Origin of the sequence: Prosthecobacter sp., assembly GCF_044226605.1 — a bacterium.
Lineage (GTDB): Bacteria > Verrucomicrobiota > Verrucomicrobiia > Verrucomicrobiales > Verrucomicrobiaceae > Prosthecobacter.
Genome location: NZ_JBGAGS010000016.1, coordinates 23,569 through 43,540, shown reverse-complemented (window position 1 = coordinate 43,540; position 19,972 = coordinate 23,569). Strand labels below are relative to the sequence as shown.

Below are 19,972 nucleotides of genomic sequence, written 5' to 3'. Positions count from 1 at the left end.
CCCTTGATGTTATGAACACCGTTCTTGCGCTCATCGATTTTTCCGACGTCAGCTCGAGGGTTCTCGACCATGCCAAGTCTCTGGCCAAGGCTTTCGACAGTGAAGTGGTGCTGATGCATGTGGTGCCGCCGGAACCGCTGGTGGTGGACTTCGAACCTCCGGCCGTGCCGCCCGATGTGTTTGATGCGAGACAGAAGGAGCTCTCAATCATGCGCAACGATTTGATCGAGCAAGGAGTTCATGCATCTGCGGAGGTGCATGGAGGACCGCTGCAGGAGACGCTGCTGGAACAAATCGGGAGCATCGATCCAGATGTCATTGTGATGGGATCGCATGGCCATGGCTCGCTGTATCATCTGATTGTGGGCAGCGTGACAGAAGGGATCATCCGGAACGCTCAGAGGCCGGTGGTGATCATTCCGAGTGTGCCAGCGCCGCAAATGCGTGCCGTGAAGGTGACTCAAGCGGAGGCGCCTGCTGAGGATGTGGGTCTGGGAGTGCCTTTGCCGGCGTGAAACGATCCCGGAAAAAAGGTAGAAAGATCAGGGGTAGAAATATTTCCCAGAGTTCAGATTTCTGATTTTTATCCGCCTCCGCCGCCGACCATGGCTGGATTGGGAGTGGTCATGTTGGCGGGGTCGAGGGCTTCGTTCAGCTCAGCTTCGGTGATGCCGAGGTCTTGGAGGCGATCGAGGCAAAGCTGGCGGACGGGGGTGCCTGTTTTGGCGCTTTGTTTGGCGATTTCGGCGGCTTTGTCGTAACCGATTTTGGAGTTGAGGCCGGTGACCATGGCGAGGCTGTGCTCGATGAAATTGGTGCAGCGCTCGTGATTGGCGATGATGCCGCTGACGCAACGCGTGGCGAAGAGGGTGGTGGCGTTGGTGAGGAGTTCGATGCTTTCAAGCAGCGCGGCGGCGAGAGCGGGCATCATGACGTTGAGCTCGAGGTTCCCATTGGCGGCGCACCAGGTGACGGTGGTGTCATTTCCCATGACGCGGGCGCAGACCTGCATGAGGCTCTCGCACATGACGGGGTTCACTTTGCCGGGCATGATGGAGCTGCCGGGCTGGGTGGCGGGAAGGATGATCTCGCCGATGGCGCACTGCGGGCCGGAACTGAGCCAGCGGATGTCGTTGGCGATCTTGTACAAGCTGGTGGCGATGGTCTTGAGCTGGCCGCTGGCCTCCACGAGCGCGTCTTTGGCTGACTGGGCTTCGAAGTGATTTTGCGCACGGCGAAATGGCAGGCCGGTTTTTTCCGCGAGCAGGGCGATGGCCTGCGCCGGCATGTCCGGATGGCTGTTCAAACCGGTGCCGACGGCGGTGCCGCCGAGAGGAAGCTCCATGAGGCCGTTGAGAGCTTTGTGCACACGGTCCACGCCGAGCTCGGCCTGACGTGCGTAGCCTTTGAACTCCTGCCCGAGGCGAACGGGCGTGGCATCCATGAGGTGGGTGCGGCCGATTTTGAGAATGTCCCAAAATTCAACGCCTTTGGCCGCGAGAGCCGTGCGCAAATTCTCCAAGGCAGGGAGGAGGCGATGCTGCAACTCCCGCGCCACGGCGATGTGGATGGCGGTGGGAAAGGTGTCGTTGCTGGACTGCCCCATGTTCACGTGGTCATTCGGATGCACGGGGTCTTTGGCACCAATGGGCTTTCCGGCGAGCTGGCAGGCGCGATTCGAGATGACCTCGTTCACGTTCATGTTGGTACTGGTGCCGGAGCCGGTCTGGTAGATGTCGATGACGAAATGCGCATCGTGCCTGCCAGCGGCGACCTCCAAGGCGGCCTGCTCGATGAAGGCGGTCTTGTCCTGCGGCATCAAGCCGAGCGCGTGATGCACGTGTGCGGCGGCCCACTTGATGAGGCCGTAGGCATGAATGATGGGGAGCGGCACCGTGCGACCGCTGACGGGGAAATTCAGCACGGCGCGCTGAGTGCTGGCACCGTAGAGGGCATCCTCGGGCACGGGCATCTCCCCCATGCTGTCTGACTCGGTGCGTGTGTTCATGGAAAGGATACGTGTGCGGAATGACGAATGCGGGCAAAACAAAGCCGGGAGTCACTGCTGACTCCCGGCTGCAAAGATCATGAGGTATGCTGCGGCTTACTTGGCTTCAGCCAGGACGCGCTTGATGTCGGCGGCCTGCTGGTCGGTGGCGGCGGCGTAGTCTTCCCAGACGACCTTGCCGTCCTTGACGAGGAAGCAGCTGCGCTTGGCAAGAGAGAGGAGACCTTTGGCCATTTTCTCCACCTTGAAGGCGGCGACGATTTTGCCTTCCGGGTCGGCAATGAGGTCGTAGGGGAGAGTGAACTTGTCCTTGAAGGCTTTCTGCGCTTCCGCCTTGTCGAAGCTGACGCCGAGGACCTGAACGCCCTGCTTGGAGAGGTCGGCAAAGGCATCGCGAAGGGAGCAGGCCTGCTTGGTGCAGCCAGGAGTGTCTGCCTTGGGGTAGAAGAAGACGACCGTGGGGCCTTTCTTGTACACATCGGCAAAGTTCACGGTCTTGCCGTCCTGATTGATGCCGGAAACCTCAGGCGCAGGGTAGCTGACCATTTTGCCTTCGCCGGCATTGGCGGTTCCAAAGAGGGAGGTGAGCAGGGACATGGCGGTGAGAATGAAGAGGCGCTTTTTCATGGCAGGATACGGGATTGAAGAACTGAACGGACGGGATTATTCGATGCTTACTTTGATGCCGGGGATGGCGGCGGTGAGTTGCGTTACGCCCGCCTTGGTGGCCTTGGACTGCCAAAGATGAACATTTTTCAGGCTCTTGATCTTGGCGAGGTGCTTCAAGCCAGCATCGGTGATCTCGGTGCCGTAGAGATTGAGGGTCTCGAGCTTCTTCAAGCCGATGAGCGATTCGAGACCGGCGTCTGTGATCTTGGTCTGGCGCAGGTCCAGAGAGATCAGGCGCGGAAGCTGTCCGATGGTTTTCAAAGCGGCGTCTGTGATGACGGTGCGGCCGAGGTCAAGCTGGACGATGTTTTCCTTGAGTGGCAGGATGGCGGCGACTTTTTCGTCGTTGCACTTCGAGACGCCCGTGAGGAAATCCACACGCACGAGCGGGCTGTCCACCTTGATGACGGAAACCTGTGCGCCCGCAGCTTTGGCCTTGGCCAGCACGTCGTCAGAGAGAGGCTTCACTTCCTTCTCGAGAGCTGCGTAAAACAGATCATGAGGACGGGGCTTGAAGGGCTTGGCGGATTCCGTCTGCGCACCGGCGGGCATGCCTTCCACGCTGCCGATCCAGCCGCCGAAATTGGCACCTTCCTCGATCCATTTTTTGAGGAGGGCGATTTCTTCCTTGGTCAGATCTTCACCTTTGGAGGGCATGTGACCGTCATCGTCCTTGGGAAGCATGACAGACTCATAAATGCCGCTTTTGTCAGGCGCACCGGGGGTGAGGACGGGGCCGTTTTCACTCCCTTTTAAAATGGCCCATGAGGCATCCAGGCGCAGGCCGGCCTTCGGATCTTTTTTCTGGCCGTTCACCACCTGCGGAGCCTTGTGGCAATCCATACACTTCTTAGTAATGGTGGGAAGGATTTCCTTTTCAAAATTGACTGCGGCGTGAATTGAGGAGGCAAGCAGGCAGGCGCTGGCAAAAATCGGCAGACGAAACACAAAAGAGTGCATGTGGGGTTGGTGTGGAGATAAAACTAAAAAGATTGCGAGGCGCGTCAGCTCGACAAAATGATTGAGGCATGGATAACGCTTGCTTGTTCGGCTTGTTTCAGAGAAATATCGACTGACTCAACCTCCCGCCATGAACACGCTTATTTCGTCCCAGTTCGAAGCTGACACCCTCCTTCGACGCAGCACTCTGGCCATCGTCATGGGGGGCGGAGCCGGGACGCGACTCTTTCCACTGACCAAGGACCGCGCCAAGCCAGCGGTGCCGCTCGCGGGCAAATACCGCCTGGTGGACATCCCCATCAGCAACTGCATCAATTCAGGACTGCGCCAGGTGTACGTGCTGACCCAGTACAACAGCGCCTCGCTGAACCGGCACCTTTCACGCACGTATCGCTTCGACCAGTTTACGCGCGGCTTTGTGGAGGTGCTGGCCGCGCAGCAGACGCCGGATGGCGAACGCTGGTACCAGGGCACCGCGGATGCCGTTCGGCAGAACCTGCGCTACTTTCTGGAAGGCGGTCATGACTACTTCCTCATCCTGAGCGGGGACCAGCTCTACCGCATGGATTTCCGCAAGGTGATGCGCCAGCACCTGACCAGCGAGGCGGACCTGACGATCGCGACACTGCCGGTGAATGAACAGGATGCCACCGGCTTCGGCATCATGCATGCAGACGCAGACAACCGCATTCATGAGTTTGTGGAGAAGCCGAAAGATCCGGCGGTGCTCAAAAAACTGCGCATGCCCGAGGAAACGCTGAAGGGGCTGGGCATTGAAACCACCGAGCCGCGCTTCCAGGCCTCGATGGGGATCTACCTCTTCAACCGCAAGGTGCTGGAGGAATGCCTGGACAATACGCACAACGACTTCGGCAAGCACATCATCCCGACTGCGATCAAAGACCGCCGGGTGAACGCCTACAACTTCCACGGGTACTGGGAGGACATCGGAACGATCCGCAGCTTCTTCCAGGCCAACCTGGACCTGTGCAAAGTGGTGCCGCAGTTTGATTTCTTTGACTCCACCGCGCCCATTTTCTCCCACTCGCGCGCTCTGCCCGCCACCAAGATCAACGGCGCCACCATTCACCACGCGCTCATCGCCGATGGATGCATTGTGACCGATGCGCACATCGAGACCGCCGTGATCGGTGTCCGCTCAAAGATCGAGCCCGGTGCAACCATTCGCGACACGATCATCATGGGAGCGGACTTCTATGCGGGAGCTGCTGGCACGGACCCGGACCGTCCGCCGCCCGGAATCGGCCGCAACTGCCGCATCGAACGCGCGATCATCGACAAGAACGTGCACATCGGCGACAACGTGGTGATCACACCCGAGGGCAAGCCGAGCGAAATGGACGGTGATAACTTCTACATCCGCGACGGCATTGTCTGCGTTCCGAAGGACGCGGTCATTCCGGCCGGGACGTGGATTTGATCCTGTCGAAAATAGTCCTAACATGCGCATGCATGCATGCGTTTAGAGGCTTCACCATGAAACATACCATCTGTGTTTTTCTTGCCCTAGGCCTGAGCCTGGCCACGGCGTCTGCCCAGTCCCCTGAACTGCGCACCTTTACGAATGCCCAGGGCAAGACGGTGCAGGCCAAACTCCTCGGCGTGAGCGGAGCGAACGTCACGCTCGAGCTGGCCAACGGTCAGAAGTACTCGCTTGCCATTGCCTCGCTCTCGGCGGCAGACCAGCAGTTCATCAAGTTGAATGCGTCTAAGAGCCCGTACGACAAGCTGACACCGGCGGAGATCAATGAAATCGTGGGGCAGCCGCTTTTTGGGGATGTGATTTTGTGGGATTCCTCCGCCGAAGAACTGGCGGACAGGCTGAAGATCCCGCAAGAGTCGAAGACCAAGAACGCCAGCAGCTACCGCTCCTACACGAGGGAGGACTACATGCTGTTTGGCGCGCATCCCTACTCCGTGGCCATGTATGCGGAGAATGACAAGGTCACCGGCTTCTCTCTCGTGTTTGCCAACAAGGGCGATCTCTTCAGCGCCAAGGGCAGCGGCGAAATGCACTTCGACAAGAACACCCCGGGCGACGAGGCAGCCAAGATCGTCAAGAAGGCGATGGACAAGGATCTCGTCGCCATTGCCGAGACGCTCACCAAGAAGCTCGGCGCACCGAAGAAGGAGCGTTTTGGTGAAAAAGCCGGCCGCATGAACATGCAGCGCTGGGACTGGCGCGGGCACGCCATTCTGCTGGCCGAGGCTGAAGGAGTGTATGTGGGGGTGCAGATCGTCACCACCGCCTTTGCGGATGCCGGTGGCAAGGTGGAGGGAACGGGTGACAAGGAGATCCGCGCGCGAGTGCTGGCCAACCTGGAAAAGCGTGAGAATGGCGACGTGGTGGTGGGCGACCTGCCCATGGTGGATCAAGGCCCCAAAGGCTACTGCGTACCGGCCACAGCGGAGCGCGCCATGCGCTATCTCGGCATTCCCGCGGACATGTACATTCTGGCGAATGCCGGGCAAAGCGGTTTTGGAGGCGGCACCAGCGTGGAAATGCTGCTGGAAGGCATCGCTCCGCAGATCCGCAGCAAGCGCCGCTCGTTTGACGCCTGGACAGGCGAGATGAAAATGAAGGAGATCGCCAAGTACGTCGACAAAGGCGTGCCGATCATGTGGACGCTGTTCAGCACGGACAAGTTTAACGACACCGCCAACGACCGGACGAAGGACCGCAAAGGCGTGACCAACTGGGCAACGTGGAAGACCAAGGTCACGGAGGAGTCCGCCAGCAACCGGCTGCCCAAGGACAAGACTACGGGGCATGTGGTGCTCATCATCGGCTACAACAAGGACACCAACGAAATCGCCTTCAGCGACAGCTGGGGAGAACGGTACAAAGAGCGATGGATCACCATCCCCGAAGCGGAGCAGGTGTCCCAGCAGCGCTTTTATGTGGTGGGTTTCTGAGGCCCGGGCTGCGGGACGTCCTCATGCAAGATGACCAGCCGGCCGTCCGCATCGACATGAGCTTTGGAAAAGGACAGGGGGGCCGCCAGCCGGGTCATCCACCAGCTTTTTCCATCCACACCGACGAAATGCACCGAGCCGTCTTCCTCGGACTCCAGCGCAAAATCACTGCTGGGGCCTATAGGATAGAACAGCGTCAGCGTGCCTCGTGAGAAAGCATATCGGAGCGCCGTGAGATGCCTCTCCCTGCCGCAGTCCATTTCCCAGTGATTCATCCCGTCTGCGGTGAAGTGGTACAGGAGTCTCTCGCTGGGAAGAGGTTCCGACCTGCGGATAAACAGCCATGAGCCCACCAGACTCTCCGTGAACGGGGTTCTTGCTTCAGCGGCCATGCGTTCATGATACGAGTGAGGAGAAGAACGCCAAGGGGTTATGAGTGCTGGCATCGCTACTCGATGCGAGTGAATTTGTGCGTGTGATGTGCCGTTACAACGGGTGTCGCTTCGCTCAACCCCTTGCTACAGGCTGGGATGGCTCCGCCATCAGGGGATGCCGCAGAGCCATGTCTGCGCCTAGTATGGCAGCCAAGGCCACGCCCCCCCCCGGCGGCAAACGAGGGGTATCGCTTCGCTCAACCTTCGCTACAGGCTGAGATGGCGCCGCCATCAGGAATATCGATGGCGGATGTAGTCGGCACATAGAATGACGAAGAAGAAGAGGGCCACGCTAATGCTTACCAGCCGGTTGAGAGCTGTGGCGGCGGCATCCGACTTCATTTCATTGAGAGATTCCACAAAGCCTCTGACTTCTTCATGGAAAAAGGGGCTTGCCCCCTTCAACACGACAAGGTCTGCCGCTGTGAACCGGCTTGCGCTAAAACCTGTGCGCCGCAGGATTTCGGGCAAGCCTTTCGCCTTCTCGTTTAAAACGATCAAGGCTTCATCGCCGATGGCGAGTCCGCCTTCGTAGCGATGCAGCAGCGCGATCACTTTCTGCCCCACCTTGAGATGACGGTAAACGCCCCAGTCCGGTTCCAACTGCAGGTATGGGTCATGGATATAACTGGCGTGAAGCCTGGCGGTGGTGGCCCCCTCAAGTTCCGGACTTTCTCCATACATGGCCTCCAACCGTATGACACAAGATTCCTCAGGCAATATCTGTGAGACTGATTGACGAACATCCGATGCAACCGCAGTCACCTCTCCAACCAATACGGCTACCGAGGACGTGATGCTTCCGGCATACCAGTAAGTTTTGGGTATGCTCACTTCCTTGGGAGAAGTCCCCAGCCGGATGAGAGGCAGTTCATGCCGCTGCTGCGCCATGCAGCAGGTCGTCAGTCCCAGCAGCAGCAAATGCAGCAGGAGCCAGCGCATGGCATCACCCCCTCATGGCGCGCTGGCGCAGGAAGTGGTCCGCGAGAACCAGGTGGACCATGGCTTCGATCATGGGGACGGCGCGGGGAAGGACGCAGGGGTCGTGGCGGCCGCGGGCGGAGAGGGTGGTGTCTTCGCCGGTGTTGGTGACGGTCTTCTGCTCGCGCAGGACGGTGGCGGTGGGCTTGAAGGCGACGCGGAAGACGATCTCCTCGCCATTGCTGATGCCGCCCTGGATGCCGCCGCTGCGATTGGTGCGGGTGCGGACTTGGCTGCCGTCCATGTAGAATTCGTCGTTGTGCTCAAGGCCGGTGAGGGTGGTGCCGGCAAAGCCGCTGCCGATTTCAAAGCCTTTGCTGGCGGGCAGGCTCAGCATGGCTTTGGCGAGGTCGGCCTCCAGCTTGTCAAAGACGGGTTCGCCAAGCCCGGTGGGCACACCGCGCACGACGCACTCGATGATGCCGCCGACGCTGTTGCCTTCGGTGCGGATTTTTTCAATGAGCTCGATCATTTTCTCCGCGGCGACGGGGTCGCAGGTGCGGACGATGTTGGATTCGATGAGCGCCGAGGTGAGCGCAGCGCCCGTGGGAACTTCCGCCTGGATGTGCTGCACGGTTTTGACGTAGGCGAGGCATTCGTAGCCGCCGAGGGACTGCTGCAGCATCTTGCGGGCGATGGCACCGGCGGCGACGCGGCCGATCGTTTCGCGGGCGCTGGAGCGGCCGCCGCCGGAGACGGCGCGGATGCCGTACTTGGCATCGTAGGTGTAGTCGGCGTGGCTGGGGCGGTAGGCCTGCTGCATTTCCGTGTAGGCGGAGGGGCGCTGGTCGGTATTGCGCACGAGAATGCCGATGGGAGTGCCGAGGGTGAGGCCATCGAGCACGCCGGAGAGGATCTCGGCTTTGTCGTCCTCTTTGCGCGGGGTCACGATCTTGCTCTGGCCCGGGCGGCGGCGGTCCAGCTCTGCCTGGATGTCCTCCACGGTGAGGGGGACGCGTGGCGGGCAGCCGTCGATGACGACGCCGACGCCGATGCCGTGGGATTCACCCCAGGTGCTGATACGAAAAAGTGTGCCGAGACTGCTGGACATGTGGGGTGGCATCATGCGGCAATCCGGTGCGGGTTCAAGACGGTTGTGCGCGGACGTGAAGTCGGCCACACTAGGGCATGCTACTTTTTCGCTGGCTTCTCGCACTCGCAGCCTTTGCCGCCCTGGATTTCCACCTGCACGGAGCGGAAACCCTGGAGCATGAAGGCGGGCTCTACCACCTCTACCGGGTGGACAAGGCGGACTGGCAGCGGCTGCAGCTCGCGTGGCTGGGGGATGACGGGAGACCGCTGGGTGACTTTAACGGCCTGAGCAGGCAGCTGGCCCTCCGTGAGAGGAAGATCGTGTTTGCCATGAATGCAGGCATTTATGCACAGGGGCCGACGCCCTGCGGCCTGACCATCTGCGCCGGCAAGGTGCTGGTGCCGCTGAACCTGAACAAGGGAGAGGGGAATTTTTACCTCAAACCCAATGGCGTCTTTTACCTGGATGACAAGGCGGGCGCCGGGGTGATGGAAGCGGCGGAATATGCCCAAAGCGGACTCAAGCCGCGCCTGGCCACGCAATCTGGCCCCCTGATGCTGCGCAAGGGCGTGATCCATCCCGCTTTTCAGGTGAACTCTCCCAACAGGCGGCTGCGCAATGCCGTGGGTGTACGCAAGCAGGATGGACAGATCATCTTTGCCATCAGCGACCGTGAGGATGGTGTGAAGGGACGTGTGACGTTTCACCAGTTCTCCCGCCTGTTTCAGCACCTGGGCTGCGAGGATGCGCTGTATCTGGACGGGGACATCTCGCACCTGGTGATCCATCCGAAGGGGGATGCGGCATTTACGCCGAACACCTTTGCGGCGATGTTTTTTGTGGCGGAGCCGAGGTAGGCGGGAGGGAGATTGTGTGGCTAAGGAAGCGGCCTCCGGAGGCAGGCTAAAGCCCGCCAGTACTTTTTAGCCTCAGGCCTCCGCGGGTTTTTCGGCCATCATGACGGGAGCGGTGGCAGGAGTCGGGGCAAGCCAGGTGGAGATCTCGGCTTTGATCCAGACTTTGATCCCAGACCACAGCAGCCGTGCGGCAGTGGTGTCCGGGGAGAGGCTCATGTGGGGCATCCAGACGTGGCCGTTGTTCTTCATGCCATAGATGCCTTTACGCCGGCGTTCCTGGCCGAGGTGAACGAAGCGGCGATTGTAGAAGGCCATGAAGCGGCCAAAGAAGGTGCCTGCGGATCCTTCATAGGGCATGAGCTTCCATTCGGCATCGGGGTTGGAATACACCCCGCGCACCGGGCCGAGGAAGTAGGAGGAGAGATCCAGCAGGAAGGTGGCATTGATCAGCTCCGCGTCTCCCATGTAGGAGTATTTGTCCTTGTAGAGCGCGTTGAACCACAGGCTCCAGCTGCGCGGGTAGGCCTTGTTCAGATAATCGGTGATCTCCCGGGTGTCTTCTCCCATGAGATTTTTTTCGACCAGATTCACTGCGGCAGAGACGGTGTAACCGGCAAAGTCGAGGCCATGGCTGTAAAGGGGGTCCATGAAGCCCGTGGCATCGCCTACCATGACCCAGCGGTTCCCTGCGATGCGGTCGGAGCGGTAGGCGAGGTTTTTGTAGTAGAAGGTGTCGTCGGCATCCGGCACCGCATTTTCAAACATGAGGCGACCGATGGGGTGGGTCATGAGGTGGGCCTGCAGGCGGGCCACCAAGGACGGCCCTGAGGGCAGGGTGTAAAAGCGCCGGTCCCAGGTGACGCCGACGCTGAAGCTGCCGTCTGAGAGGGGAATGATCCAGCACCACCAGCCATGCCCCATGAGATGATTGGTGGCCGTGGTGCGGAGCTGCTTCACATTTTCCATGAGCCGCGGGTGCATCTTGCGGCTCTTGAAGGTGTCGAGGCCATTGACGTTGCGCATGCGGCACCAGATGGAGGAGGTGGGGTGCAGCTCCTCCATCATGCGGTGAACGCCGAGTTTTTTGGCCAGGACCGCCGCCTTGCCGGAGGCATCGATGATCCAGCGGGTGGAGACGGTGCGCATCTGGCCCTCCTGCGGCATGATCTCAAGGGTGTGCGGGGCCTCGTCTTCGGAGAGGGAGATGGATTTGATGGTGGCGGGGCGCAGCAGCTCGCAGCCGAAGTCGCAGGCTTCTTTGAGCAGGTGCTCGTCGAGGATAGCACGGTCGAGCTGAAAGGTGGGCAGGCGGGACTGATAGCGCGGGCCGACCTCGGTGAGAGCGCAGACGGGATCGTCCGGAGTTTTGCAGAACCACATGCGGAGGCCGTGTTTCTGATAATGATGGGCACTCAGGTGCCCCCCCTGGTGCAAGACCCGGGTCAGAAAGCAGCCCGCCACCTCGGAGGTGCTCTCCCCCACCTTGCGGTCAAACTGCACGGTGCGCTCGACGATGAGAATGCGCATGTCCGGGTGCTCGCGCTTGAGCAGCATGCCGGCCGAGGCGCCGGAAAAAGCCCCGCCCATGATGACCACATCGTAATCAGTGCTGGTGGGAGTCATGCGTGAACAGGTGAAAAAGTCAGTTGTCGGAGGCTGTGTGACGGTCGAAACAGAACGTCTCATCTTCTATTTCGTACGCCTTTAAATAATGCCATCCGCTGATTCTGCAACACAGCAGCCGAATACACCCACAGCTCCCACACGCATGGGGCTGCACAATGCATTCTGGACGCGGGCGATTCTGTTCTGCATGCAATGGCTGCCGGCGTGGGTCTTCACGCTGCTAACGTATCCGTTTGCGGCGGTGGCGTACCTGCTGGCGGTCAACCAGCGGGAGGCGCTGCGCGCCAACCTGGGGGCTCTGCTCCCTGGAAAAGGCTCCAGCTCCCTGGCCGGCTACCGGGTGTTTGTGCAGTTTGCGCTGACGTATCTCGACCGGCTGTGGCACCTGCATTTTGGCGATGAGATTGACTGGCAGATCGTGGGCGGCCAGGAATTCAACGCGATGCAGCAGCACAAGGGTGGCGCGCTGATCTTTACGGTGCATTCCGGGAACTATGACATCGGCGCGAGCCTCTTTGCGCGCAAGTTCACCCGCCCGATCCACACGGTGCGCGTGCCGGAGGCCTCGGAGTCCCTGCAGAAGCTGCGCAAGGAGGAGCTGAGCGCCGAGGAGCGCCGGGAGCCGAACCTGCACGTGCACTACAACGAACCCAACGGGCACCTCGGCATGAAGCTGTGCCGCCTGCTGATGGAAGGAGAAATCGTCTGTGTGCAGGGAGACCGGGTGATGGGAGACGTGGCACGGGCGCGGGCGAGCATCGACGGCGTGACGTACCAGATCCCTCGCGGGCCGCTGGTGCTGGCGGAAGTGACCGGCGTGCCCTGCTACGCTGTGTTTCTGACCCGGCGCGGACGGCTGGCCTACACCATCGAAATCTGCAGGCCGTTTCACGATGGAGGCACCAAGCTCAAGGCGGACGCGATCGCCGAGAAATGGCTGCCGGTGATGCACGATTTTCTGCTGCGTCACTGGGACCAGTGGTTTGTGTTTGAACCGCTCGTGACCCGTGAAGCGAAATGAATGAGGCCCTCCGTGCAACCAGCCTGAGGCGCGCCTACCTGCGCTGCATTCCCGCGCTGGCGCCGGTGCCGGTGGTGGTCTGGCTAGCCTGGCGGGGGGAGACACTGGCGGCCGTGCTGCTGTTCTGCACGGTGCTGACGATCATGACGGTGGGCACGCTGGTGCCGCGCTGCGCGCTCTTTGGCCGCATGATCAAGACACTGCCGGCGGCGGGAAAGCAGGCGCTGCTGACGATTGACGACGGTCCGCACCCGCAGCACACGCCGGCGATGTTGGACATTCTGGATCAGCACCGGATCAAGGCGGTGTTTTTTCTGGTGGGGGAAAGGGCTGCAGAGCACCCGGAACTGGTGCGGGAGATCGTCGCGCGCGGCCATGAGATCGGCAACCACTCGCAGACGCATCCCGCAGGGACCTTCTGGATGCTGCGTCCGCGGGCGATGTGGCGGGAGATCGCCACCTGCCAGGAGACGCTGACGGCGATCTGCCCGGAACATGCGCCGCGCTTTTTCCGCCCACCGGCGGGCCATCACAATCTGTTTGCCGCGATGCTGGCGCGGGCGCTAGGACTGAACATGATGATGTGGAGTGCGCGCGGGTTTGATGGTGTGCTGACGGATGTGCCCGCCATCACACGGCGCATCTCCCGACGTCTGAGGGCCGGGGCGATCGTGCTGATTCACGAAGGCACGCCTGTGGCGATCGAGGTGGCGCAGGCCGTGGCGGGCATGATGACCGCGAGCGGCCTGAAATGTGACACGCCGCCGGGCTCACTCGCGTTCAGCCACGATGAGGTGATGGGAAAGGCCTGAGACGGGTGGACGTCGCCAAGGTCAGGCGACGTTCGGGATTTCGCTTCGTCATCGGAAGCGGGTTACTTAGCAGGACCTTGTTTGGTATCTGGGATCCTTTGGATGAGCGGGAAAATCAAGGGGCGTGCCTCTGGATAGATGTCTCCATCATCAACTTCCCTGCGTGTCCCATTTTCATCCGTGTGGACATAACTTTTTTCCAGCGCTTTGAGGCCATCCCTCCGCCCGAGAGCAAGCAAGTCTCCCTGTTTCGATAGACGCAAGCGAGGCCATCTTTGATCGGCGAACGAAAGATCAATTCCGTTGTTCTCGGTGAAAGCGTATGTCCCGGGATAGTTCGAGAATCCATTGCCCCAGGTGTAAAGATGAACCTTGGAATCAGCGAAGAAGTGCAAGCTCAAAATGGCTCCGTCCATTGACGCCCCAAGATGTGAGCTGTCGATAAATACGAGTTCCTTATTTTTCTTTATCTTCTCTTTAAACTGAGGTGCCAAGTTCGCATGCGGTTGCGTGCGGCTGCACGCGTCGAGCATGAATAGAAAGACGACTAACACCACAGTGGCCGTTGCTTTGGTTGTTGTCATGTGAGTTTCGCTAAGTTGCCTAACGGCCAAAGTATACCCTCATGTCTTCGGCACTCTGTCTGGTTCAGGATACCGCTGCGGGACCTGAGGGTCATACATGCCGCAGCCGAATCGATGGGCCACGTCAATGATGCGATTCAGTATGTCGGTGTGTTGGAGAAGGCCATGGCCGCAGGTGGCGGTCATGAGGTGAATGTGATCGTCGTCTGGGTGACTGAAGTTAATCTCAAAGCCGGTATCGTGGCCCCGCCAGACCAACTGCTGCATCTCGAAGGCGATCTCAGGGAATTCGTCCTGGAATGCGGCAACAACGAAATCGTTCGGAAACTTCGCATAGCCGGGAATGGGACGATCCGTACCAAGCAGATCGATGGTTTCATCGGCTGTTCGCTGGGCTGGCTGCTCCTCCCGCCAGAAATAGAGATCGTAGCTCATTTTGTTTTTCCCGGCTTTATCTCCAGACTGCTGATAATCTTGAGCATCGCTTTCATCTCCACACCCTCTGCCTCGTCGGCAAAGAGACTGACCACTCCCACCATGTTATCGCCGGGCTGCACCACTCCGCTTCCCATCACTTTGTAGTCGTCTGGCTTGGCCGCCTTGCCCACCAGCGAAGCGTCGGTGAACAAACAGTAAAACCCACAGCCTGTCCCCGGCGAAAAGTCCTTCAAATTCTGTTTCTTCTCAACGGAGCCTGGGACGAACTGCTCCGTCGCGCGCAAGACTTTTTCTTGGATGTCATCCTTGTTTGGTGCGCCATTCGTGGTGTACCCAAACGTCAGCAAACACTTGGCATGAGCCTCACTGCGGGGCTTGAAGGCAAAGGCATATCCAATCGGAGTGCCGTCAGGGTCGTTCACCGCCTTGCCATTGACAGTCCAATCCTCAGGAACGCCTACTGACAACGTTCCCCGCGTGCCCAAATCGAAATCAGCCGCCGGACTGGTGAGGACAGAAAGAAGAAGGCAGATGAGGCAAGTGAGGGTTTTCATGCAATGAGGGCAACGTCTAAGCTGTGGAGACTGCGTGCGCAAGACGCCGCTGACACGACGGAAGGCTGCAAGCCGGTGCCTTTTGTGAAGCTGATGTCAGCTCAACCAAGACTCTGGAAGTAAATCACTCAGAGTCACCACGCGCTCTGAACTCAGGATGATACTTGCCTTCAAGTTCCGCGAGTCAACCTGAGCCATAAGCTCGCGACAGCGCCCGCAAGGCGGGACTATCGAATCTTCGGTCACAGCCACTGCCGCAATGATGTGGGTCTGCCGGCTTTTCAGCATTTCTGCCACTGCGGAGTGCTCGGCACAGAATCCAATCCCGCAAGCGAGATCGAGGCAGATACCCGTGAATATCTGTCCGCTTTCAGTAAGAATGGCTGCGGAACAAGAGCCTGCCGAGAACTGTCCAAGACTGAACTCCCCATGCACGCTCCTCGCTGCGGCAATCAGCGAGTCAATCTGACTCTTATTCATGACGGTGAATGAATCGGTTTTGGGGGCAAACGAACCAGCTCAGCGATGGACTCGGCGGAGGAGGAGCGCACGGCAGACGGCTGAGAGCCGCTGCCAGAAGCGTTTTTTCGGCCTTGGTTGTGGGTGAGCACTTCGCATCTCAGTGCATGTTGAAATCGCTCAACTCCTTGAAGGCAGGGGCGGCATCATACTGACCTGCGGCTGGCTCGAAAACGCCTTCTTCACGGCTCATGATGAGATAAGCCAACCAGACAGGATGATAGTCGTTCTGCATGCTGGTGCCACGACCGACACCGTCATAGACCAGTGTAACTTCTCGCTTCACCGGCCCGATCGTGAAGCGCATGAAAGCCGCGCCGTTCGCGATGAAATTCTTCTTCTCGGAGTAGGTCCAATGCAGAACCTTCAGAGGCTTGGTGCTGTCCAGACCACCCTTCAGTCCCACATGAACTTTGAATGTCGTGATCCAAGCTTGATAGTTATCTGCCGCCTCAGGAAAGCCCTGGGGCAGAGGTGCCACAGTCTTCTCCGTGGAAACAGCCTCGATAACGGCGATGGTGTGTGAAGCTTCCGCCAACTGGCTGTGGGTCCAGATTCTGACGAGCCGGGCATGAAGTGTTGCACAGCAGATGATCGCAAGGGAGATGATGATGAGTGGAGTCTTCATGGCTGGGCAAAAGCTTTGTTTCCTGGCTGAACGACCGCAAGCTCAGCGACAGGCCGTAGGGGTGCGGCCTGTGCTGTGGGAGGGAAGGTGGAGGCGTGTTCGCTGCAGCGCATGGTCAGGCGTCATTGGATTTTTGAGCCGGGGAGCCAGGTCCTCATCCAGTAATGCGGCATCAGTTGCTTGAGGCGCTTCATCTGCCAGCGAGTTTGATCCTCCGGGCAGGGCACGGCCAGCTGAACGTCGCCGCCCCAGAAGGCGAGTCGCTCGCAGCAAATGCCGCAAGGCGGGAGAATGACGAATGGAGAGTCGGCGTCCTCCCGCGAAACGCAGACCGAAGCGGTCACGGTCTCCTGAAGTTTGTGAGCCTCGCAGATGGCGCCTGTCTCGTGGCACAAGCAAGCGGACGGGTTCGGACTCTCGGCGAAAACACTGGTCAAGATGCGGCCCGATGCAGTGTAGAGCGCGGCTGCGCCGGCCTCACGACCGGGCCAGCGTGCGGCAGCGAGAGCAAGCGCCGCGTCCACTAATGTTTGATCGAGCTGCATGGCCTGAGAGAAAGGACGCGCATGACGCCTGACGTCTAAGCTGTGGCGACGGCGGGCGCAAGACCCCGTTAATGCGACAGACGGCTACGAGCCGCAGCCATCAGCGTTTTGTTCGAAGTGACTTTGGCGGCTGTGCCTCACGCGCGTTCGGCGACGATGAGGTGGTTGTTGAAGGGGGTGGCGCCCCAGAGGGGTGCCAGACGCACCCGCAGGCCGGCGGCTCCGAGCACGGACTCAAATAGAGCGCGGTCTGGATAGCAGACGGGCGGGGCCTTCATCCAAAACGTCAGCTTGGCCAGCCAGTCTCCCGCGACGGTAATGCGAAAGCGGCGGGAGTCATCCCGCAGGCATGTGCGGATGATCAGCCTGCCGCCGGGTGCCACGCGGGACGCCGCCCTGGCCAGCAGAACCGACTGCTCGTCCGGGGTGAAAAACTGCAGGATGTCCAGGATGACCACGTGCCCGGTGGTTTCGGGGAGTCCATGGCGTGCGTCCCCTGTCGTAAAACTCAGGCCGCGATAGTCACTGCGGGCCACCATGCTCTGGGCACAGGCGATTTTATGCCGGTCATAGTCAAAGCCGGAGATCTCAGGTGTGTAACCCACCTCCCGCAGATAGAAGGCCAGGAGGCCGATGCCGCAGCCGATGTCCAGCACCGGCAGGGAGGAGCCCGTGAGCTCCTGCGCCACGGCCGCATAGACGGGGTCGGAGCGGAGTTTTACGATGGTGTAGCAGCGCTCCCAGCGCTTGGAGCGCAGACTGCAGAGCCGGGCGATGCGGCGCAGAGACTGGGGTGAAATGGGTGCTGTCATGGCCTGCTGATCCATTTACGGGGAACTTCCCAAGGCGCTAGCAAGGAGCACGCCTTGATTTTGAAAGAGTCGTCGATCTCCGCCTGCGGCAGGTCGAGCTCCGCGACGATGTCCTGGCAGCGCTCGGGATCGCGGCTGCGGGTGCCGCGGATGCGCACGCGGTCCAAACCGGCAGCGCTCATGATTTTTTCGGCGATTTCGGCAGGGCTGAGCTTTCGCCCGGCCACATTGATGCCCGCGCCCGCGCTGTGCTGAAAGAGCAGGCGGCCGTCCTGGAGATTGATCTCGTCTGAGGTGGAGAAGAGGCCTGCGCCGTAGCTTTCCCCAGGCAGATGTTCGTCATAACCCAAACCGACCGAACTGCTGGTGACGATCAAGCGGCCTTGGGCATCAGTTTGTGCCTGCACACCAGGAAGGAGGGAGCCGAGATCCCGCTCGTCCTCGCGAAGTTTCGCGGAGGCGTCCCAGGACACTGCGCCACACTCACTAGCGCCGTAGAGATTGTGAATTTTCAGCCGGTGCTGCTCCAGCGCCATGCGCTCCAGGGCAAGCGTGAGGGGGGACCCGGCTGAGATGGCGAGGCTGACATTGGCAAAGCTGACATCCCCCATCAGCCAGGCCTTCCACAGGGCGGGCACACCGGGCAAATACACCCGGGGGTGATGCTTCATGGCATCCATCAGAGGCTGGGCAAAGGGCTGGGGTGCGTGGCAGGTGGGCACGGCATTGAGCAAGGTCTGCAGCACCGTCATGGTCAGACCGAAGGAATGCGCGCAAGAGATGGCGGCCACGCCTACGCCACGGGAGCCAAGATCCAGCGCCGCGTGGAGCCGGTCCACATCGGCCGCGACTTGAGCGAAAGTGAAAAACTGGCAGCGGCGCACGCCTGAACCGCCGACGGCCTGCTTGATCAAGGCCGTCCCGGGAGGCGGCGGGCTGGCGGGGATGCGGCGTTCACGGTCCATTTCCACCAACTGGACCGGGATTTGATGGAGAAAACCCGCGAGCAAAAGACGCATGATCTGGGGCACATCTCCCTGCACTTTGATCAAGCCGCCCACTGGCTTTTGCAGCCGCGCCTCGGCATCCAGCTGACGGAACGTGATGGCACGCCCGTCGGCCAGATACAATGCCGCCTGCGCGCCGCGCTCTGCCACAATACGATCCCAGCGTTCACCAAACATTTGCAGTCCTTGCGGCGAAGCGTAAACCATAAGCCGCGCCGTGACGTAGAATGAACACTTGCGTTGGCAGTTCAACCTCCCACACGACCAATCTCACCCCAGACCCTACCAGTGCCATCACCCAACAGCCAGCGCATCGCCATCACCGGAGCCGGGATCGTCTCGCCGTTGGGTCTTGGCTGGCAGGCGAATGAGGAGGCACTAGCCGCGGACCGCACAGCTTTCAGGCCGGTGGACCTGTTTGACACGAGCGGCCTGCTCACCAAAACCGCCGGGGTGGTGGACCTGCCCACGGAGCCTTTGTTTCACCGGCTCTCAGTGCACAAGCAGACGTTCATTGACCGCGGCACGCGCATGCTGCTGCTCGCCATTCGTGAGGCGCTGGCGCAGGCGGGCCGGCCGAACATGGACGGGATCGACGCGATGGTGATCGGCAGTTCCGCCGGAGCCATGGTGCTGGGAGAGGCCTACTTTGACCACGCGCTGCATGATCCGCGGCGCATTCCGTCCCAGCTCTCGCGTGCGGAGCACTACCAGCCGCAGCGCCAGATGAGCTGCCTGGCCGCTGAGTTTGGCTGGCGCGGGCCGGTCATCGTGGTCTCCAATGCGTGCGCTTCCGGCGCCAACGCGATCGGCTGGGCCGCCGACATGATCCGCTCCGGCCGTGCCAAACGTGTGCTGGCCGGAGGGTATGATGCGCTGGCACGCCTGGTGTTTGCTGGATTTGACACACTGCATGCACTGGCACCCAGCGGCATTCCGCGACCGTTTGATGCCCAGCGGGACGGACTCGCGCTCGGCGAAGGGGCGGCCGTGATGCTGCTGGAAGCAGAAGAAGTGCGGCAAAGCGCTGCGCTGGCGGATGTGTCTGGCTATTCCACTGCGACTGATCTGCACCACCTCACCCAGCCCGATCCTGCGGGCAAGGCGGCCATCCGCACCATGACCGCAGCGTGCACGCAGGCCGGAGTGGTGCCGGAGCAGATCGGCTACATCAACTCCCACGGCACAGGCACACCCTTCAATGACGCGGCCGAGGCCGCGGCCATCTCCGCGTGGGCGGGAGAGGCGGTGTCGGAGATTCCCGTGAGCTCCACCAAATCCTCCATGGGCCACCTGCTGGGTGGTGCCGGGGCGGTGGAGGCCGTGCTGTGCCTGATGGCGCTGCAAGGCCAGTGGCTGCCGGGCAGTCTGAACGTGCGCGAGGTGGATCCAGCGGTAAACTTTGATCTGGTGCGCCAGTTCCGGCGTGCTCCGCTGGAATATGCGCTGACGAATTCCTTCGGATTTGGCGGAACGAACGCAACCCTGGTGCTGCAAAGGAGGGCCGCATGAATACGAGCCACTTGAGGATCCGAGGAGTGGGAGCG

The 19,972-nt window shown here is 60.5% G+C and carries 21 protein-coding genes; 7 read left to right on the top strand and 14 right to left on the bottom strand.

Annotated features, from left to right (window positions below):
- Window positions 1-11 precede the first annotated feature (11 nt).
- Window positions 12-515, top strand: a complete 504-nt coding sequence (locus ACILSO_RS21600) for a universal stress protein (RefSeq protein ID WP_395739536.1) — start codon at window positions 12-14, stop codon at window positions 513-515.
- A gap of 68 nt (window positions 516-583) precedes the next feature.
- Here ACILSO_RS21600 and ACILSO_RS21595 read toward each other — a convergent pair whose 3' ends face one another.
- From ACILSO_RS21595 to ACILSO_RS21585, 3 genes are all read right to left on the bottom strand, one after another.
- On the bottom strand, window positions 584-2,008 hold the full coding sequence (locus ACILSO_RS21595; protein ID WP_395739535.1) for a class II fumarate hydratase: 1,425 nt from the start codon (window positions 2,006-2,008) through the stop codon (window positions 584-586).
- Between the two features lie 96 nt (window positions 2,009-2,104).
- Window positions 2,105-2,635, bottom strand: a complete 531-nt coding sequence (locus ACILSO_RS21590) for a peroxiredoxin (protein ID WP_395739534.1) — start codon at window positions 2,633-2,635, stop codon at window positions 2,105-2,107.
- A gap of 36 nt (window positions 2,636-2,671) precedes the next feature.
- The gene (locus ACILSO_RS21585; protein WP_395739533.1) at window positions 2,672-3,520 is read right to left on the bottom strand and encodes a c-type cytochrome domain-containing protein; all 849 of its coding nucleotides are present in this window, start codon (window positions 3,518-3,520) and stop codon (window positions 2,672-2,674) included.
- Window positions 3,521-3,767: 247 nt separating this feature from the next.
- On the opposite strand from ACILSO_RS21585, the gene ACILSO_RS21580 reads away from it, so the two are divergent.
- Complete coding sequence (locus ACILSO_RS21580; RefSeq protein ID WP_395739532.1) at window positions 3,768-5,078, top strand: glucose-1-phosphate adenylyltransferase; 1,311 nt, start codon at window positions 3,768-3,770, stop codon at window positions 5,076-5,078.
- Between the two features lie 56 nt (window positions 5,079-5,134).
- On the top strand, window positions 5,135-6,574 hold the full coding sequence (locus ACILSO_RS21575) for a C39 family peptidase (protein ID WP_395739531.1): 1,440 nt from the start codon (window positions 5,135-5,137) through the stop codon (window positions 6,572-6,574).
- Here ACILSO_RS21575 and ACILSO_RS21570 read toward each other — a convergent pair.
- The 3 genes from ACILSO_RS21570 to aroC all read right to left on the bottom strand — a co-directional run bounded on the left by ACILSO_RS21570 (window position 6,556) and on the right by aroC (window position 9,040).
- Window positions 6,556-6,849, bottom strand: coding sequence for a hypothetical protein (locus ACILSO_RS21570; RefSeq protein WP_395739530.1), 294 nt, complete (start codon window positions 6,847-6,849; stop codon window positions 6,556-6,558). The two genes, ACILSO_RS21575 and ACILSO_RS21570, sit on opposite strands and share 19 nt — an antisense overlap.
- Window positions 6,850-7,239: 390 nt before the next feature.
- Entirely contained in the window at window positions 7,240-7,950 is a 711-nt protein-coding gene (locus tag ACILSO_RS21565) for a hypothetical protein (RefSeq protein ID WP_395739529.1), read from the bottom strand.
- Between the two features lie 4 nt (window positions 7,951-7,954).
- Window positions 7,955-9,040, bottom strand: coding sequence for a chorismate synthase (gene aroC, locus ACILSO_RS21560; protein ID WP_395739528.1), 1,086 nt, complete (start codon window positions 9,038-9,040; stop codon window positions 7,955-7,957).
- Between the two features lie 77 nt (window positions 9,041-9,117).
- On the opposite strand from aroC, the gene ACILSO_RS21555 reads away from it, so the two are divergent.
- Window positions 9,118-9,879, top strand: coding sequence for a phosphodiester glycosidase family protein (locus tag ACILSO_RS21555; RefSeq protein WP_395739527.1), 762 nt, complete (start codon window positions 9,118-9,120; stop codon window positions 9,877-9,879).
- 72 nt (window positions 9,880-9,951) lie between these two features.
- On the opposite strand, the gene ACILSO_RS21550 is transcribed toward ACILSO_RS21555, so the two are convergent.
- Window positions 9,952-11,502, bottom strand: coding sequence for an NAD(P)/FAD-dependent oxidoreductase (locus ACILSO_RS21550; protein WP_395739526.1), 1,551 nt, complete (start codon window positions 11,500-11,502; stop codon window positions 9,952-9,954).
- Window positions 11,503-11,590: 88 nt separating this feature from the next.
- Here ACILSO_RS21550 and ACILSO_RS21545 point away from each other — a divergent pair, with 88 nt between their 5' ends.
- Both ACILSO_RS21545 and ACILSO_RS21540 read left to right on the top strand, forming a co-directional pair.
- The gene (locus ACILSO_RS21545; protein ID WP_395739525.1) at window positions 11,591-12,526 is read left to right on the top strand and encodes a hypothetical protein; all 936 of its coding nucleotides are present in this window, start codon (window positions 11,591-11,593) and stop codon (window positions 12,524-12,526) included.
- Window positions 12,523-13,338, top strand: coding sequence for a polysaccharide deacetylase family protein (locus ACILSO_RS21540; RefSeq protein ID WP_395739524.1), 816 nt, complete (start codon window positions 12,523-12,525; stop codon window positions 13,336-13,338). The genes ACILSO_RS21545 and ACILSO_RS21540 overlap by 4 nt, the downstream gene beginning before the upstream one ends.
- A gap of 62 nt (window positions 13,339-13,400) precedes the next feature.
- Here the strand turns inward: ACILSO_RS21540 and ACILSO_RS21535 are convergent, their stop codons facing one another.
- From ACILSO_RS21535 to ACILSO_RS21505, 7 genes are all read right to left on the bottom strand, one after another.
- The gene (locus ACILSO_RS21535; protein WP_395739523.1) at window positions 13,401-13,922 is read right to left on the bottom strand and encodes a hypothetical protein; all 522 of its coding nucleotides are present in this window, start codon (window positions 13,920-13,922) and stop codon (window positions 13,401-13,403) included.
- Between the two features lie 39 nt (window positions 13,923-13,961).
- A complete protein-coding gene (locus ACILSO_RS21530) occupies window positions 13,962-14,357 on the bottom strand; it encodes a hypothetical protein (protein ID WP_395739522.1) in 396 nt (131 codons plus the stop codon).
- Window positions 14,354-14,914 carry a hypothetical protein gene (locus ACILSO_RS21525; RefSeq protein WP_395739521.1) on the bottom strand — a complete coding sequence of 187 codons (561 nt, stop codon included), beginning with the start codon at window positions 14,912-14,914 and terminating at the stop codon, window positions 14,354-14,356. Before ACILSO_RS21525 ends, ACILSO_RS21530 begins: the two co-directional genes overlap by 4 nt.
- A gap of 619 nt (window positions 14,915-15,533) precedes the next feature.
- The gene (locus ACILSO_RS21520) at window positions 15,534-16,061 is read right to left on the bottom strand and encodes a hypothetical protein (RefSeq protein ID WP_395739520.1); all 528 of its coding nucleotides are present in this window, start codon (window positions 16,059-16,061) and stop codon (window positions 15,534-15,536) included.
- Window positions 16,062-16,183: 122 nt separating this feature from the next.
- On the bottom strand, window positions 16,184-16,606 hold the full coding sequence (locus ACILSO_RS21515; protein WP_395739519.1) for a cytidine deaminase: 423 nt from the start codon (window positions 16,604-16,606) through the stop codon (window positions 16,184-16,186).
- Between the two features lie 137 nt (window positions 16,607-16,743).
- Entirely contained in the window at window positions 16,744-17,418 is a 675-nt protein-coding gene (locus ACILSO_RS21510) for a class I SAM-dependent methyltransferase (RefSeq protein WP_395739518.1), read from the bottom strand.
- On the bottom strand, window positions 17,415-18,602 hold the full coding sequence (locus tag ACILSO_RS21505; protein WP_395739517.1) for an AMP-binding protein: 1,188 nt from the start codon (window positions 18,600-18,602) through the stop codon (window positions 17,415-17,417). Before ACILSO_RS21505 ends, ACILSO_RS21510 begins: the two co-directional genes overlap by 4 nt.
- Window positions 18,603-18,713: 111 nt before the next feature.
- Here ACILSO_RS21505 and ACILSO_RS21500 point away from each other — a divergent pair, with 111 nt between their 5' ends.
- A complete protein-coding gene (locus tag ACILSO_RS21500) occupies window positions 18,714-19,937 on the top strand; it encodes a beta-ketoacyl-[acyl-carrier-protein] synthase family protein (RefSeq protein ID WP_395739516.1) in 1,224 nt (407 codons plus the stop codon).
- Window positions 19,938-19,972 lie beyond the last annotated feature (35 nt).